This is a genomic window from Limosilactobacillus sp. (assembly GCF_051873035.1).
Lineage (GTDB): Bacteria > Bacillota > Bacilli > Lactobacillales > Lactobacillaceae > Limosilactobacillus.
Genome location: NZ_JBJEEL010000020.1, coordinates 1 through 14,318 on the forward strand (window position 1 = coordinate 1; position 14,318 = coordinate 14,318).

Below are 14,318 nucleotides of genomic sequence, written 5' to 3' on the forward strand. Positions count from 1 at the left end.
GGCGTTTTTTATTTACCACCAACTGGGTGGCTAACTTCATTCTATAATCTACCAGTTTATTAAGACTAATTCCCAGGTTGACCTAGCAGAAAATATTGTGGAAACACCGAGCCAAGTGGTTACCCACTTAGTAATTCCAGCCGGTAAGGTGGTTCCTAAGCACCACGTTGATTACGACGTCATTGTAGTACCAGTGAAGGGTAAGGTAATTTTTGGCGATGTTGATAATGATCACCAGGAAACGTTAGTCCCCGGTGACATTGTCAAGATGACCCCCGGTGAATGGCATGACTTACAGGCGGTTGAAGACACCGAAGTCATGGTGATTAAGTCCCACCTCCGTTAGTAAAAGTGACCAGCCCCGTAGCAAACTTTGCTACAGGGGCTGGTCTTTTTTGTGATAAGGTAAAGGTAGATTTTTAAATTAAGGAAGTTATGTTGGGATGGCAAAAAAAGAGAAAGAATCAATTTTTACGAAGGACGTGGTGCTGGTAATGGCGGCCGCCTTCTTCTTCATGTTTAGCAATATGTACTGTAACCCCCTGATTAATGGTTATGCTAAGGAGTTAGGGGCCAGCAGTACCTTTGCGGGGGTAATCGTGGGGATGATGAGTATCGTGGCCATGTTTTTACGGCCCATTGCGGGGAACCTCACCGACCATTTTTCTAAGTACCAGCTCTCCTTTATCGGCGGGCTATTATCCTTCATCGGGGTACTCGGCTATATTCTGACCCCGAACAGTGGCCTGCTACTGGTATTTCGCCTAATTAACGGGCTGGGCTACGTCCTCTGTACGGTCTGCATGACCACCTGGTTATCCTACCTCGTTCCCTTTTCACACGTGGGCGAGGCGATGAGTTTTTATGGCCTAATGAACGCCCTAGCGATGGCCCTGGCGCCAGCGATCTCGATTGACCTTTACCGGGTGATCGGGTACCGTTTAGCAATTATTATTTCGGCCGTGGCGGCCCTAATGGTGGTTGTCACCATCCAATTTGTGGGTAACCGGGCACAACCAAAGCGGAGTGGTCAACCGACCGCGGCCCATTGGCACATTAAGATCATTCAACGGGATTCGATTCCGGTGGCCGCGATGATCGGTCTTTTTGCGATCTCTTACTTTGCGACCCAGGCCGACATCGTTACCTACGTGGAACAACGGCACCTGTCGATTGCCGTGGGCGCCTACTTTATGATTTACGCCGTCGTCTTGTTGGCGATTCGGTTAGTCTTACGGAACCAGTTTGACACGGTACGCTTTGGCATTTGGCTAATCGCTAGTCTGGTGGCCAATGTCTTTTACCTGCTGATGTTAGCGGTTATGAAGAGCAACTGGGAGATGGCCCTCGCGGCGGCTGGGATGGCGCTAGGCTACGGGACAATCTATTCGGTTTGTCAGTCCACGGCAATGATGATGGCGCCTGCCAATGACCGGGGATTGGCCAGTGCAACCTTCTTCCTCGGTATCGATATTGGAATGACGTTGGGGCCAATCGTCGGTGGGGTCATCGATACCCTACTGCCAGTTGAGGATTTCTACCTAGTAATGCTGGTAATTGTGCCATTGATCCTCTTGATCTACCTAGCCAACCGGAAAAAGCTTAATGGTGCCGTGGCCCACCACCAGGCTGATTTAAATTAGTGGTACCGGCTGATGAAGATAATCTATCGCGAATTATGCCGGGGAACCCGCCAATTTACCCGCCACTGGTTTCAGTACCTCGGTCTGTTTATTAGTATTGACCTCCTAGTCCAGCTGATCGTTATCCCCCTTTTCCGGCTAGTGACCACCCTGGTCCTCCAGGCGGGGGAGGTCCCCTTTGTTTCCTACCAAAATATCGTTACGATCGTTACCCGCCACCCGTTAGTGGTTTTGGCACTGGTTGCTGAACTAATCTGCCTGCTCCTAGTTATCTATGGGCAGTTTACCCTCGTCCTCCTGGGGATCCAAGAGATCGGCCAGGGGCGGTTAAAAATTCGGCGCCTACTGGGCGAAACCGGCCACCGGTTGGCGAGCCTGCGGGGCAGTTCGCTCCTGGTCCTGCTAGTCTACTTTCTTCTCGTCGTCCCGTTTGCGGACCTGGTCTTTCGGACCCCCTTACTCGCGAAGGTGCAAATTCCGCAATTTATTCTGGATTATCTAACCCGGAATGCCCTGTTAGTGACCCTGTTAATCTTGTTCTACGGTCTTATTTTTATCGTGGGGGTCCGCCTAATCTACGCCCTGCCGTTAATGATTTATCGGGGGCAGCAACCGCGGACGGCGCTCGTAAACAGTTGGCACCGGACACGGCGGGGCCAGTGGTGGCCGCCGTTGGCCCGGGTGATTGTGATTGGGCTTTTAGTAGTGTTTGCCATGGGAATCTTCTATGCCTTAACGGTTGGCCTCCAGTTTGGGGCTGACCACTTGCTGGGGTCCGCGGCCTACTACTTTGCTATCGGTGACCTCTTGGTAATCCAGCTCGGGAGCGAGTTCTTGGCGGCCTGGGCGACAACCCTGACGATCAAGACGCTATTTCAACCGTTAGTTGATAACCACGCTAGAGCGCAACCAGGTCACTCCCTTGCTAGTCGAATTACCGTAATCGTTGCCCTGGTCGTGTTGACCATTGGAACGGGCGTGGGGAACGCCTTTTACCTTAGCGGCCGGGGCGACCGGCGACCAGTGACGGTTTCACACCGGGGGGTGGCCGACCAAAACGGGGTTCAAAATACAATCCCGGCGATGGTTAAGACCCACCGCCTACACCCAGATTACGTCGAGATGGATATCCACGAGACGAAGGACCACCAGTTTGTGGTGCTCCACGATGAAAACCTAGCAGCATTAACGGGCGTGAATAAGACGCCCCACCAGTTGACGCTTGGTCAGTTAACCCACCTGACGGCCCGTGAGAATGGCCACCAGGCTAAAATTGCCAGCTTTGATGACTATTTAAAGACTGCTAACCGTCTTCACCAACGCTTGCTAGTCGAGGTCAAAACGACGCCCCAGGATTCACCCGGGATGCTCCGACGGTTTGTGCGCCGGTACGGGACAACCTTAGTCCGCCACCATGACCAGTTGCATTCACTAAATTACCGGGTAGTGAAGCAGTTGCGGCAACTCGACCCGCGCCTGACGGTCCTCTATATTCAGCCCTACAACTTTACCTACCCGAATACCGCGGCGAGTGGGTATTCGATGGAGTATTCGACACTAACCGATGACTTCATTAACCTGGCCCACCTCCAAAATAAGTTTGTTTATGCTTGGACGGTGAACGACGATGTAGTAATGAAGCAGTTGATGTACAAAAACGTTGATGGTATTATCACTGACAACCTGGTCGAGTTAAACCGGGCGATTGCTGATTACGAGGGGCAGCGCAGCTATGGGCGGCGCCTGCTCAACTACGTGATGGTCGTACCGACTTCGGCCGAGTTTAGCTGGTAAAGCGATTATTAAGAAAAAGGGCACAATAAGTTTAAAAATAGTTACTATAATTTGCTGATAGTAAGGAACGGTGATTAGTATGTCAATTTATGGACAGTACGCAGATGACCTGGCGAATGTTTTAACGGACGTTGAACAGAAAATTAAACAGCGTAACCAGGCGGTCGTCGCCGCTCACCAACCCAAGTTATATGAACACTTGATTGGCCGGGTGAAGGAGCCGCTAAGCATGGTTGAGAAGTGTCAACGAAAGCACTACCCAGTGACCACGGAATCGGCCCTTCGCCGGTGCCATGATGCGGTCGGGGTCCGGTTAGTCTGTAACTTTATCAGCGATATTTCGCGGTGTCGGGCCGAATTTGCCCGGGCCCCCTGGTGTACGATTGTCAAGGAGAAGGACTATATTACTAACGCCAAGCCAAATGGCTACCGGAGTTATCACTTGATTTTGGACGTCCAGGAACCCTTTGCGGATGTGACTGGTCAGCAGCCAGGTCACTTTTTTGTTGAGGTCCAGTTGCGCACCATTGCGATGGATTCGTGGGCGAGCCTGGAGCATGAACTGAAGTATAAGCACGATATTAAGGATCCCGAGCGGATTGGCCGGGAGCTCAAACGATGTGCCGACCAGCTAGCATCGTGTGATGTTCAGATGCAGACAATTCGACAGTTAATTCAGGAAGGATAGTCAACAATATGCGAATCTTACTAGCAGAAGATGAGGCCCAGTTAGCCCGGGTACTAAAACTGGCCATGACGAATACCGGTTACCAGGTGGATGCAGTTGATGACGGGCAAAAGGCGGTCGACCTGGCCCAAAAGAATGCCTATGACGTCATCATTTTGGACATTATGATGCCAGTCAAGGATGGGGTCACCGCGCTAAAGGAGATTCGGGCAAGCGGCGACCGGACCTACGTGATCATGCTAACGGCGATGGCAGAAGTCGATGACCGGGTTAACGGTCTTGATGCCGGTGCGGACGACTACATTACGAAGCCCTTCTCACTAAAGGAACTACTGGCCCGCCTCCGGTCACGGGAACGGCGGACGAGCAGCTTTGATGACCGGGAATTACAGTTTAAAGACCTGGAATTAAACAGTGAGGAACAGGTAGTGGCGAGTCATAACTCCATCAGTTTAACCCGTGAGGAGACCCAACTGTTGGCCTACCTGATTTTAAATGCCGGAAAGCAATTATCCACTACCGACCTTCTTCACCACGTATGGGGAACGGCGGCACCGGCCGATGAAGAGGATGTCTGGATCACGATCTCCTATTTGCGGCAAAAACTCCACTCAATCCAATCGACGGTCCAGGTTACTGGTGAGAAGGGTGGTCCATACGCGCTAAAGGAGTGAGTGCGATGATTCAACATTTCCGTAAGAAGTTTATTATTTTTTCGACCGGGGCCCTGGTCCTGGTAATTTTAACGATTGTGGGTAGTATTAGTGCCGTTACCTACGTTCGTTCCCGACAGGAAGTGAATGCCGTCTTAACGATTCTGGCTAATAACGAAGGGGAGATGCCGGCGGGGCGAGTTAAAAACCAGCCGGCGTTGTTTACCCAGCCCCAGTTTACGCGGGAAAGCCTTTTTCAGTACCGTTTCTTTAGCGCCACGATTCCGGATGGTGGTGGCCCGGTAGCGGTTGACAACCAGCATATTCTATCGGTATCACCGGTCGAGATTAAAAAACTGGCCCAGCGCGTTCAAGGACGGTCCGGAAATCAAGGCCACGTGCTTTACAAGCGAACCGTCTATGCCTATAAGATTAAGCCGTTTAATGGCCGCACAGTCGTCGTGTTCTTAGATGAGAGCCTCCTGATGACCAGGACCCGGGAAATTATCTACATCGGACTCTTGCTCGGACTGGTCAGTTTGATCTTGTATATGACCATTTTAATCCTCTTTTCACGGCGGGCAATTAGGCCGATTATCCAGGCCGAACAGCGGCAAAAGGAGTTTATTACCAATGCGGGACACGAATTAAAGACCCCCCTGTCGGTGATCGAGGCGAATACGGAGCTCCAGGAATTGACGACTGGGGAGACGGAACTAACGACCAGCACCAAGCAACAAGTTGACCGCTTAACTAGCCTGATTAACTCCCTGGTTTCCCTGGCCCGCTTGCAAGAGCAGCCGACGATTAGCGTTAGCCTGGTGAACGTCAGCCAGGTGACAACGAAGGTTGCCCAGGGACTGGCGAGTGTCATCAAGGGGGATGGCCACCACTTTAAGCTGGCGGTAACTCCTGACCTGCGGGCCAATGTTGACCAAAATTATTTCTACGAATTAGTCAGCATTTTATTGGATAACGCGAATAAGTATTGTGATCAGGGAGGCACCGTTGGGCTGAGCCTTCGCCCGGGTAAACGTAATAAGAGCATTACACTCGCGGTTACTAATAGTTATGCGGCTGGCGACCAGGTTGATCCACGCCGCTTCTTTGAGCGCTTTTACCGGGAAGATAAGGCCCGGACAGTGAATCAGAAGGCGGGCTTTGGTATTGGTCTTTCGATGGCCCAAATGATCGTCCGTAACTTTGGCGGGCGGATCAATGCGAAGTATGCGGATGGTAAGATTATTATGGCAGTCACGTTAAAGGCGGCTTCCGTAGACAAGAATAAGGGGTAAGACTGAATTTCAGTCTTACCCCTTATTTTTCTAATCCCCATCCATAATGGAGTTTTTAACGATAACATAGTCGACGGTACGAATGGAGGCAAGATCCCAACCACCAGCGTAGGAAATGGATGACTGGAGGTCCTCCTTCATTTCACGGAGGGTGTCCTTAATGGAGCCACGGAAGGGAACCAGCATTTGCTTACCTTCCACATTGCGGTAGGCGCCCTTTTGAACCTCGGAAGCAGAGCCCCAGTACTGCTTGTAACGTTTACCGTCAATGGTAATGATGTGGCCTGGTGATTCGAGGTGACCGGCGAGCATCGAGCCGATCATCACCATCGAAGCGCCGAAGCGGACGGACTTGGCGATATCACCATTGTGGCGAATCCCACCATCAGCGATAATCGGTTTCCGCGCGGCCTTGGCACAGAGGCGGATGGCGGCTAGTTGCCATCCCCCGGTTCCAAAACCCGTCTTTAGCTTGGTGATGCAGGCCTTACCAGGGCCAACCCCAACCTTGGTCGCGTCGGCACCAGCATTCTCCAGGTCGCGGACTGCTTCTGGCGTGGCGACATTGCCGGCCGTGACAAACGCGCCGGGTAGTTGCTTCTTAATGTATTGAATCATTTTAATGACAAAATCCGAATGACCATGGGCGACGTCAATGGTGATATATTCTGGAACCGATTGTTCGGCTTTTAGCTGGTCAATAAAGTCGTACTCGGCATCCTTAATCCCCACGGAGATCGAGGCAAAGAGGTGCCGTTGGTGCATTCGCTGAACAAAGCCGAGGCGGTCGGCGGGTTCGAAGCGGTGCATCACATAGTAGTAACCGTTTTGGGCTAACCAAACCGCTAAATCTTCGTTAATAACACTTTCCATGTTGGCGGGGACAACCGGGATTTTAAAGGTGCGCGGGCCAAATTTAACGCTGGTATCGGCCTCTTTACGGCTCTTGATTACACACTTATTAGGGATTAGTTGGACATCATCATAATCGAACGTTCTCACATGAATAGCTCCTTTTTGTTAGAAAATTCCGATAGCTATTATGAACCAATGTCCAGTGGCCGTCAATGATATTTTCGTACATTTTGATAGATAAATTTAAAAATAGTTCGAAAAGCCATTGACGATCAACGCTGATTTCGGTAGGATAGTGAAGTAAAAACGTCTTTTTTACGAAAATAAACGATGAGGTGAAAATGATGTCATCAGTTGTTATTGTTGGTAGTCAATGGGGCGATGAAGGAAAGGGTAAGATGACCGATTACCTGAGCCAGGATGCGGACGTGGTTGTACGTTCTCAAGGGGGAAACAATGCCGGCCACACCATCGCCTTTGATGGGAAGAAGTTTGCTTTGCGCTTAGTCCCATCGGGAATTTTTGGAAAGGACAAGTTAGCGGTGATCGGTAACGGTGTTGTTATCAATCCGCCGGCCTTGTTGAAGGAATTGCATTACCTCCAAGACAACGGAATTGATACCTCAGGATTACGGATTTCTAGCCGGTCCCACGTTACCTTCCCTTACCACATCTTGCTGGATAAGTGTCAGGAAAAGGCGAAAGGTGATCACAAGGTCGGAACGACTAAGAACGGGATTGGTCCTACTTACATGGACAAGGTTTCCCGGGTTGGTATCCGGATGTGCGACCTGTTAGAAAAGGACACCTTTGAAACGAAGTTACGGCGGAACCTGGCAGAGAAGAATGAACTGTTCACAAAGCTCTACCACGTTGACCCGATCAACTTTGACGATATTTTTGAAAGCTACTATGAATATGGTCAAGAATTGAAGAAGTACGTTACCGATACGGCGCGGATCGTTAACGACGCCTTAGATGATGGTAAGCGGGTCCTCTTTGAAGGAGCTCAAGGGGTCATGCTAGACGTTGACCAGGGGACTTACCCATACGTAACGGCTTCTAACCCGATTGCCGGTGGTGTTTGCACCGGGGTGGGAGTTGGCCCGAACAAGATCAATACGGTTGTAGGAATCTGCAAGGCTTACTCCACCCGGGTTGGTGCCGGTCCTTTCCCATCTGAATTGACGGATGAAATTGGTGACCAAATTCGGGAAACTGGTCATGAATACGGGACCGTGACGGGTCGTCCACGGCGGGTTGGCTGGTTCGACAGCGTTGCAATGCGCCATGCTCGTCGGGTCTCCGGAATTTCCTGCCTGAGCTTGAACTTGCTCGATGTTCTGACTGGTTTGAAGACCATTAAGATCTGCAAGGCTTACAAGTTAGACGGTAAGGTCATTGACTACTACCCAGCTAGCCTAAAGGAGCTGGAACGGTGCGAACCAGTTTATGATGAGCTGCCGGGCTGGACGGAAGATATTACTGGTGTTAAGAAGTTTGAAGACCTCCCAGAAAATGCCCAAAACTACCTGAAGCGGGTTAGCGAACTATCAAATGTTCCGCTGGCAACCGTTTCCGTTGGTGCCGACCGGATTCAAACGATTATCGTTAAGAACCCTTGGGAAATGGCTGAAAATTAAGCTTAACTTTTACACATAAAATTAAGAAGTTGGAAAGAATATTACTTTTTTCCAGCTTCTTTTCTTTTATGCCCGGTGCACGCGGTACAATACTAGTGCAAATTAATAAAATGAGGTATCTGAAATGGCTAATCTACAACTGACCGCGGCTCGCCACTACCTGGACTGGCCGCTGCACCAAACCATTAACCAGGCTGACTTGATCCAGCAACTAGGGGTTCATGCTAGTGGAGGTAATGGTGAAGACTTAACTAACAAGATTGTTGTGAACCTAACCCAGGTCAATATTGACCAACAGGGTGAATACCCGGTAATGCTAAGTGTAATGGATGCGCAGGGGCAAACGGCCCAGGACAGCGTAACCCTCCATGTCCGGCCCGCTAGCCAGGTTGATAGTCAGCCGGCGGATTCGAAAACGTCATCGACAAAGAACCCGCACCGGCGTCAGTGGTTGCTGGGAATTTTACTCGTCATTATCCTCTTACTGGTCTGGTGGGGAATTAGTGCCCACCACCGGGCTGAACAACAGGAGCAGGCGAATAACAATGCCCAACAGAGTAGTCAAATTAGTGATAATTCTAGCAGTATTGCCAAATTGAGTTCTGATAACCGGCAACTAGCCAACCAGGTTGCCGAGCTAAAAGGGGCGGCCAAGCAATACCAGCGTGACCATGACCAACAGGCCTTAAATGACCGACTCAACCAGGTGGAAAATAAGACTGAACAGTTGCAAAATCAGACCGATGATTCGACGGTGAAGAATAATACGAGCCAGGTTACCAACGTGATTAACCAGGTTCGGCAGGATCCAGAAAATGGGGTCAGTGCGGTTAACGGTTTAAAAGACCAACCCGGCTTCACTAAGATTTGGGATACCGTCTCCCAGCAGCTTTCGACCTGGCTCGACCGGTTTAGTAATAACTAATGATTGACAGTGTTTACCGCTCCATTTAAAATGTAAGCAAATACTTCCCTTTAAGTGGCCCTGCGAGACCAACAAGGAACGATGGAATATTAACCCAAGTTCTCCGTTAGTACTGGCGCCTAATGGGGAACTTTTTAAGTTGGAATAGAGAATGATTAAAGGAGAGAAGCAATCATGGCACATGAAATTGTTGATGGTTCAAGCATGCAGCGTGCATTAACCCGGATTACTTACGAAATTATCGAACAAAACAAGGGGGTCGATAACCTGGTCTTTGTCGGCATCAAGACCCGGGGAATTTACCTTGCCAAGCGGTTAGCTAAACGACTAAACCAGTTGGAGAATGTTGACGTTCCGGTAGCGGCATTAGACGTTTCCCTCTACCGGGATGACCGCCACATCCCTGACAACCATGTGGAACCAACTGTCCGTACCAAGCAACTCGATGTCGACATCACGGACAAGCACGTGATCTTGGTTGATGACGTCCTCTTCACGGGCCGGACAGTCCGGGCCGCATTAGATGCCCTGATGGATATGGGGCGTCCTAAGCGGATTTCACTGGCAGTACTGGTCGACCGGGGCCACCGTGAGTTGCCGATCCGGCCGGACTTTGTGGGGAAGAATATTCCAACCTCATCTGATGAAACGGTGCACGTCGCCGTTGAAGAATACGATGGGCATGAAGATATTACAATTGAACGTAACGAAAAATAAGCCCTAAAGTTTACTTTTCGTAATGATATAAATTAAAGGGAGGGGAAGAATTTTATTCTTCCCCTCCCTTTGATTTAGTTATTAAGTTGTTGAATGAAGTTCGCTAGGTCGCCCTTAATAGCAATTGTTCGCCGGCTAATTTCTTGAGGGTAGATTAGCCGTGACTTATCGACCGTCACTAGGCAGGCCGCTGGATTATTCGCGGTCCAATTCCAGAAGGGGTACTTGATAATACCAGGAGTATTCATCCCCACGCCGAGCTCGAGGAAAAGTACCCGGCCGGTCTGGTGGCGGGCGATAAAGCTGCTAAACCGGTTTGCCGCCTCGTGCCAACCAGCGTCTTCGACGAAATTATTGTCAACTCGCAGGTTAAGGCTAAACGGTTGGGCCTGGTTAACTAGCTCGACCGGAACCTGCATTTTAATTTGGGCACCTTGGGGAATGAGTAGTTGCTGGTCTGGACCAAGCTTGAAGCCCTGGGCGAGCACCATCTTTTTAATTAGTTGGTAGTTATCAAAGGTTTGATTACTGGCGGAACGTTGGAAAAGACCGTAGTCACCCTGTGTGTAAAATAGCCGTTCCTTATCAAGGCCGGCGCGTTGGAACTGGTGGTCAACGTTGGTAGTTAGTACAAAGTAGTTAGTCCTGCGCAAAAAGTGGACTAGTTGCTGATAAGTATCGTTGGGTGCTGGTTGGTAACGGTTAAGCCAAATTACCCGGGACCACCAGGCCCATTGTTCGGCTGCCGTTGGAAAGGAGAAAAAGCCCCCAGAATACATATTCTCAATGCCGTACTTCGACTGAAAGTCACTGAAGTAGGTTCTAAACCGGGGCCCGGTATAGGTGAGACCAGCGGCGGTTGAAAGTCCTGAACCAGCACCGACGATTACGGCATCGGCCCGGGCACTAAATCTTTTGACCGCTTTGATTGGGTCGGAGTAGTTGTTGGTAAATTCGGCTATCGTTGTCTTTGAAGACATCAAAAATCACCTTCTTAATAGTTGTTGGTTCCTTGAGAAATTCCCTCGTTGTTTGGATCGCAATCTGTGCGGCCAGTTGGTTCGGAAAATGAAAAACACCGGTTGAAATACAGGGAAAAGCGATACTCTTGAGGTGGTAATGAGTTGCCAAGTGCAACGCGTTACGGTAAGAAGCGGCTAGTTGTGAGATGTTAACGGTTGTGGGGGTTGGAGTAGAAACGATGGGACCCACGGTGTGAATGACGTACTTACTGGGAAGGTTGAAGGCCGGGGTAATCTTGGCCTGGCCAGTTTCTTCCGGATGACCTTGAGCAGTCACCAGTTGGGCACAAGCATAGCGGAGCTCAACCCCGGCAAAGGTGTGGATGGCGTTGTCGATGCAGTTATGGTTAGGTATGTAGCATCCTGTCAGCCCACTATTAGCAGCATTAACAATGGCATCGACCTTTAGACGGGTAATGTCACCTTGCCAGAGATTAAGGCCTGGTTGAAAGTGGCGCTCGTTAACAATTCCCTTTTGCTGGGCCCGTTTTTGGAGGTACTGGTCCTGAATAACCTTGAACGCGGGGGAGACCGGTTGGGCTGGACGAATGTTGAAGAGGGCCCTCAGTAAGGACCGCTGCTGTTGGGGGTCTTCCGGGATGGCAACCTCCTGACCATCCGGGTGTTCGGCTAGTAAGTGTTGAATTAGGTAACAACGACGGTGTGCTTGAATCATGCTGATTCCTCCTATAAGCGGTGGTGAATTAGACTTTGATTTCCACTAGCGTAATGACCCCAGGCACTGTAGACCACGATTACAGCCCGCTTTTGATCAACCGAGTAAACAACCCGGTTACTTTGGCTAATCCTCTTGGAGTACAGGTTGGGCCGGGGACGACGTTTTTCTAAGAGTTCAAAATGGTGGGTCGTACTGAAGGGGTTAGTGGCTAGTTCGGCCCTAATTTTTTGGTAGGTTTTGAGGAGGTGGGCCGCCCGTAAATTTTTAAGGTGCTTGGCAACGAGGTGGCGTTCAATAACCCTATACATTTTGCCCACCCCTGAAGCGAAAGGACTTTTGGAAGATTGGACTTTGGCGAAGGTCATAGATTGAGCCTACTAATGGTGTGATTGCAAAGGGACGGAGAATACTCCGGCGCTCAGAATAGTTTTCACCCGAAATTTGCTCCATTTCAGGATGACTGGCGAAGATCTGGTCAATATATTGCTGGTCGACTTCATTGGCAATCCCCGTAAGTGTAAAACCGACACTGTTCATCGTTTCGCTTCCCCGCAATGCGGTGATTGAAATCTGGGGATGTCCCTTGAGTCGTTGGTAAAAGGGCTTTTCAAAGGTCGTTGCAAAGATCAGTTGCCCTTTTTCACAAAGTTCAATATCGGCTACGTTGGTTTGCGGATTACCCTCCTGGTCGACGGTACCAAAAACAACTGATTGAAATGCGGTGACAATTAATTGTAGAAAGTCATCATTGGTAAGTTGGTTAGTTAAGGTTGGAACGGCTTGGCGCATAATAATCTCCTTCTTGTTATTTTAATTTTTACATGTATTTAAGGTAGCACCTTATTTCAGAGTTGTCAAAAATAAAAAAACATCTCTCCATCGTGTTGATTTTAAAATAACACGTGTTAAGATAATGATTGTAAATTAAAAAACAACATGTAAGGGAGATTGTTAATAATGAAATATGCAGTTACTGCCGCAACCGGTAATTTTGGCCAGGTTGCTGTTAAGGAATTAAATAAGTTAGTTGACGTTAAGGATGTCGTGGTGGTTGCCCGAAATACGGATAAGGCTACGAAACTCTTTCCGAATAATGAAGTCCGTCATGGTGACTATGAGGACGCGGTCTCAATGGATAATGCACTAAAGGGGATTGACCGGGTACTCTTTATTTCTTCACAGCCGGGTGGTCAAGTTAACCGGGCGACTGCGCAAGGAAATGTCGTTAAGGCAATGGTTAATGATGGTGTTAAGTTTGTGGCCTACGTTAGTTTCCCGAATGCGCAAAAGTCGACGACGCCGTTAGCGGCTGACCACCGGGTGACTGAGAACGCTATTAAGGAGGCTGGTCTTGCCCACGCCTTTCTTCGTGATAACTGGTACTTAGAAAATGAAATTGGCTTTTTGCAAAGTGGTGCTGCTAGCCGGGACGCACTGTACTGGGCCAACAATAAGGCTGGTTGGGCACTGGAACGTGATTATGCAGAAGCTGCAGCCAAGGTCGTTACTAGTGATAATCCCCAAGCGGTTTATGAATTTGCTGGTAAGTCCCGTAGCTATGAGGATTTAGGTGCAGCTCTTAAGCAAGCTACTGGTAACGACTTTGCTGTTAAGCAAGTTTCCCATGATGACTACGTTAAGGCACTTGAAGATACGGGCCTGGACGCGGCCACTGCCGGCCTTTTTGCTTCCTTCCAAGCGCCGATTGATTCTGGTGATTTGGCAGAGGAAAGTACGGACCTGGAAAAGGCCTTGGGCAGGCCAGTTACCCCGATTGTGGAAGCAATCCGGGAAATACTTGCACGTTAAAAAACAACAGGTTAAAATGGAGATATGAAATTTTCTTATAAACTCAGTGACGCAGTTCACATCTTAAGTTATTTATATATCTACCATGATGGAGACCTGTCTAGTCGAGCCATCGCCAAGAGTATTGAGTCTAATCCCAGTGTTGTTCGTCAGTTGATGTCGGATTTACGAGAGGCCGGAATTATTGAAACGCGAAAGGGAACGGCCGCCCCGCACCTGGTTAAGCAACCAGTAGCAGTTAGTCTTCGTGATATTTATCTGGCAATCAATATGGATCATGACCTTTTACACATTGACCCTAAGACGAATCCCCAGTGTGTTGTGGGAGGGAACATTCAAGACACGCTGGATAGCTTCTATGCCCGGGTGCAAAAAGCCGCCCTTGATGAAATGGCCACGATCAGTTTGGCCGACGTTATCGATGACATTTTAGCTAAGCAGCGGGTTAAGGAGAAACAACATTAAACAAAAAGAAAGTGTGCGCGAAGTCGTTTCGACCTCGCGCACACTTTCTTTATTTTAAATTCCCGGGAAATTATTTTTCTGGTAGATTATAGAATGAAGTTAGCCACCCAGTTGGTGGTAAATAAAAAAC

General features: G+C 49.3%; 16 protein-coding genes. 11 read left to right on the top strand and 5 right to left on the bottom strand.

Going from position 1 to position 14,318, the window contains the following annotated elements; all coding sequences use genetic code 11:
* Positions 1 to 97 precede the first annotated feature (97 nt).
* From ACI31H_RS02185 to ACI31H_RS02210, 6 genes are all read left to right on the top strand, one after another.
* On the top strand, positions 98 to 346 hold the full coding sequence (locus ACI31H_RS02185; RefSeq protein ID WP_439770363.1) for an AraC family ligand binding domain-containing protein: 249 nt from the start codon (positions 98 to 100) through the stop codon (positions 344 to 346).
* A gap of 97 nt (positions 347 to 443) precedes the next feature.
* Positions 444 to 1,643, top strand: a complete 1,200-nt coding sequence (locus tag ACI31H_RS02190) for an MFS transporter (RefSeq protein WP_439770364.1) — start codon at positions 444 to 446, stop codon at positions 1,641 to 1,643.
* A 12-nt stretch (positions 1,644 to 1,655) separates the two neighbouring features.
* Positions 1,656 to 3,437 carry a glycerophosphoryl diester phosphodiesterase membrane domain-containing protein gene (locus tag ACI31H_RS02195; protein ID WP_439770365.1) on the top strand — a complete coding sequence of 594 codons (1,782 nt, stop codon included), beginning with the start codon at positions 1,656 to 1,658 and terminating at the stop codon, positions 3,435 to 3,437.
* A gap of 79 nt (positions 3,438 to 3,516) precedes the next feature.
* The gene (locus tag ACI31H_RS02200) at positions 3,517 to 4,125 is read left to right on the top strand and encodes a GTP pyrophosphokinase (RefSeq protein WP_439770366.1); all 609 of its coding nucleotides are present in this window, start codon (positions 3,517 to 3,519) and stop codon (positions 4,123 to 4,125) included.
* 8 nt (positions 4,126 to 4,133) lie between these two features.
* Positions 4,134 to 4,799: a response regulator transcription factor gene (locus ACI31H_RS02205; RefSeq protein WP_439770367.1), complete on the top strand. Its 666-nt coding sequence runs from the start codon at positions 4,134 to 4,136 to the stop codon at positions 4,797 to 4,799.
* 5 nt (positions 4,800 to 4,804) lie between these two features.
* Positions 4,805 to 6,073: a sensor histidine kinase gene (locus ACI31H_RS02210; RefSeq protein WP_439770368.1), complete on the top strand. Its 1,269-nt coding sequence runs from the start codon at positions 4,805 to 4,807 to the stop codon at positions 6,071 to 6,073.
* Between the two features lie 30 nt (positions 6,074 to 6,103).
* Here ACI31H_RS02210 and ACI31H_RS02215 read toward each other — a convergent pair whose 3' ends face one another.
* Complete coding sequence (locus tag ACI31H_RS02215; RefSeq protein WP_439770369.1) at positions 6,104 to 7,075, bottom strand: GMP reductase; 972 nt, start codon at positions 7,073 to 7,075, stop codon at positions 6,104 to 6,106.
* Positions 7,076 to 7,272: 197 nt separating this feature from the next.
* Between ACI31H_RS02215 and ACI31H_RS02220 the strand changes: the two genes are divergently transcribed.
* The 3 genes from ACI31H_RS02220 to pyrR all read left to right on the top strand — a co-directional run bounded on the left by ACI31H_RS02220 (position 7,273) and on the right by pyrR (position 10,213).
* Entirely contained in the window at positions 7,273 to 8,571 is a 1,299-nt protein-coding gene (locus ACI31H_RS02220; protein WP_439770370.1) for an adenylosuccinate synthase, read from the top strand.
* 124 nt (positions 8,572 to 8,695) lie between these two features.
* The gene (locus ACI31H_RS02225; RefSeq protein WP_439770371.1) at positions 8,696 to 9,496 is read left to right on the top strand and encodes a hypothetical protein; all 801 of its coding nucleotides are present in this window, start codon (positions 8,696 to 8,698) and stop codon (positions 9,494 to 9,496) included.
* 174 nt (positions 9,497 to 9,670) lie between these two features.
* On the top strand, positions 9,671 to 10,213 hold the full coding sequence (pyrR, locus tag ACI31H_RS02230; protein ID WP_439770372.1) for a bifunctional pyr operon transcriptional regulator/uracil phosphoribosyltransferase PyrR: 543 nt from the start codon (positions 9,671 to 9,673) through the stop codon (positions 10,211 to 10,213).
* Positions 10,214 to 10,287: 74 nt separating this feature from the next.
* Here the strand turns inward: pyrR and ACI31H_RS02235 are convergent, their stop codons facing one another.
* Genes ACI31H_RS02235 through ACI31H_RS02250 form a run of 4 tightly spaced genes read right to left on the bottom strand, consistent with a single transcriptional unit; the run spans position 10,288 to position 12,703 of the window.
* Entirely contained in the window at positions 10,288 to 11,193 is a 906-nt protein-coding gene (locus ACI31H_RS02235; RefSeq protein WP_439770373.1) for a Sir2 silent information regulator family NAD-dependent deacetylase, read from the bottom strand.
* Complete coding sequence (locus ACI31H_RS02240; RefSeq protein ID WP_439770374.1) at positions 11,120 to 11,911, bottom strand: protein-ADP-ribose hydrolase; 792 nt, start codon at positions 11,909 to 11,911, stop codon at positions 11,120 to 11,122. The genes ACI31H_RS02235 and ACI31H_RS02240 overlap by 74 nt, the downstream gene beginning before the upstream one ends.
* 11 nt (positions 11,912 to 11,922) lie before the next feature.
* On the bottom strand, positions 11,923 to 12,222 hold the full coding sequence (locus ACI31H_RS02245) for a hypothetical protein (RefSeq protein WP_439770375.1): 300 nt from the start codon (positions 12,220 to 12,222) through the stop codon (positions 11,923 to 11,925).
* Positions 12,215 to 12,703: a pyridoxamine 5'-phosphate oxidase family protein gene (locus tag ACI31H_RS02250; protein ID WP_439770376.1), complete on the bottom strand. Its 489-nt coding sequence runs from the start codon at positions 12,701 to 12,703 to the stop codon at positions 12,215 to 12,217. Before ACI31H_RS02250 ends, ACI31H_RS02245 begins: the two co-directional genes overlap by 8 nt.
* Positions 12,704 to 12,871: 168 nt before the next feature.
* Between ACI31H_RS02250 and ACI31H_RS02255 the strand changes: the two genes are divergently transcribed.
* Together ACI31H_RS02255 and ACI31H_RS02260 are read left to right on the top strand one after the other, a co-directional pair.
* Positions 12,872 to 13,723, top strand: coding sequence for an NAD(P)H-binding protein (locus ACI31H_RS02255; protein ID WP_439770377.1), 852 nt, complete (start codon positions 12,872 to 12,874; stop codon positions 13,721 to 13,723).
* A 24-nt stretch (positions 13,724 to 13,747) separates the two neighbouring features.
* Positions 13,748 to 14,188 carry an Rrf2 family transcriptional regulator gene (locus ACI31H_RS02260; protein ID WP_439770378.1) on the top strand — a complete coding sequence of 147 codons (441 nt, stop codon included), beginning with the start codon at positions 13,748 to 13,750 and terminating at the stop codon, positions 14,186 to 14,188.
* Positions 14,189 to 14,318: the final 130 nt, after the last annotated feature.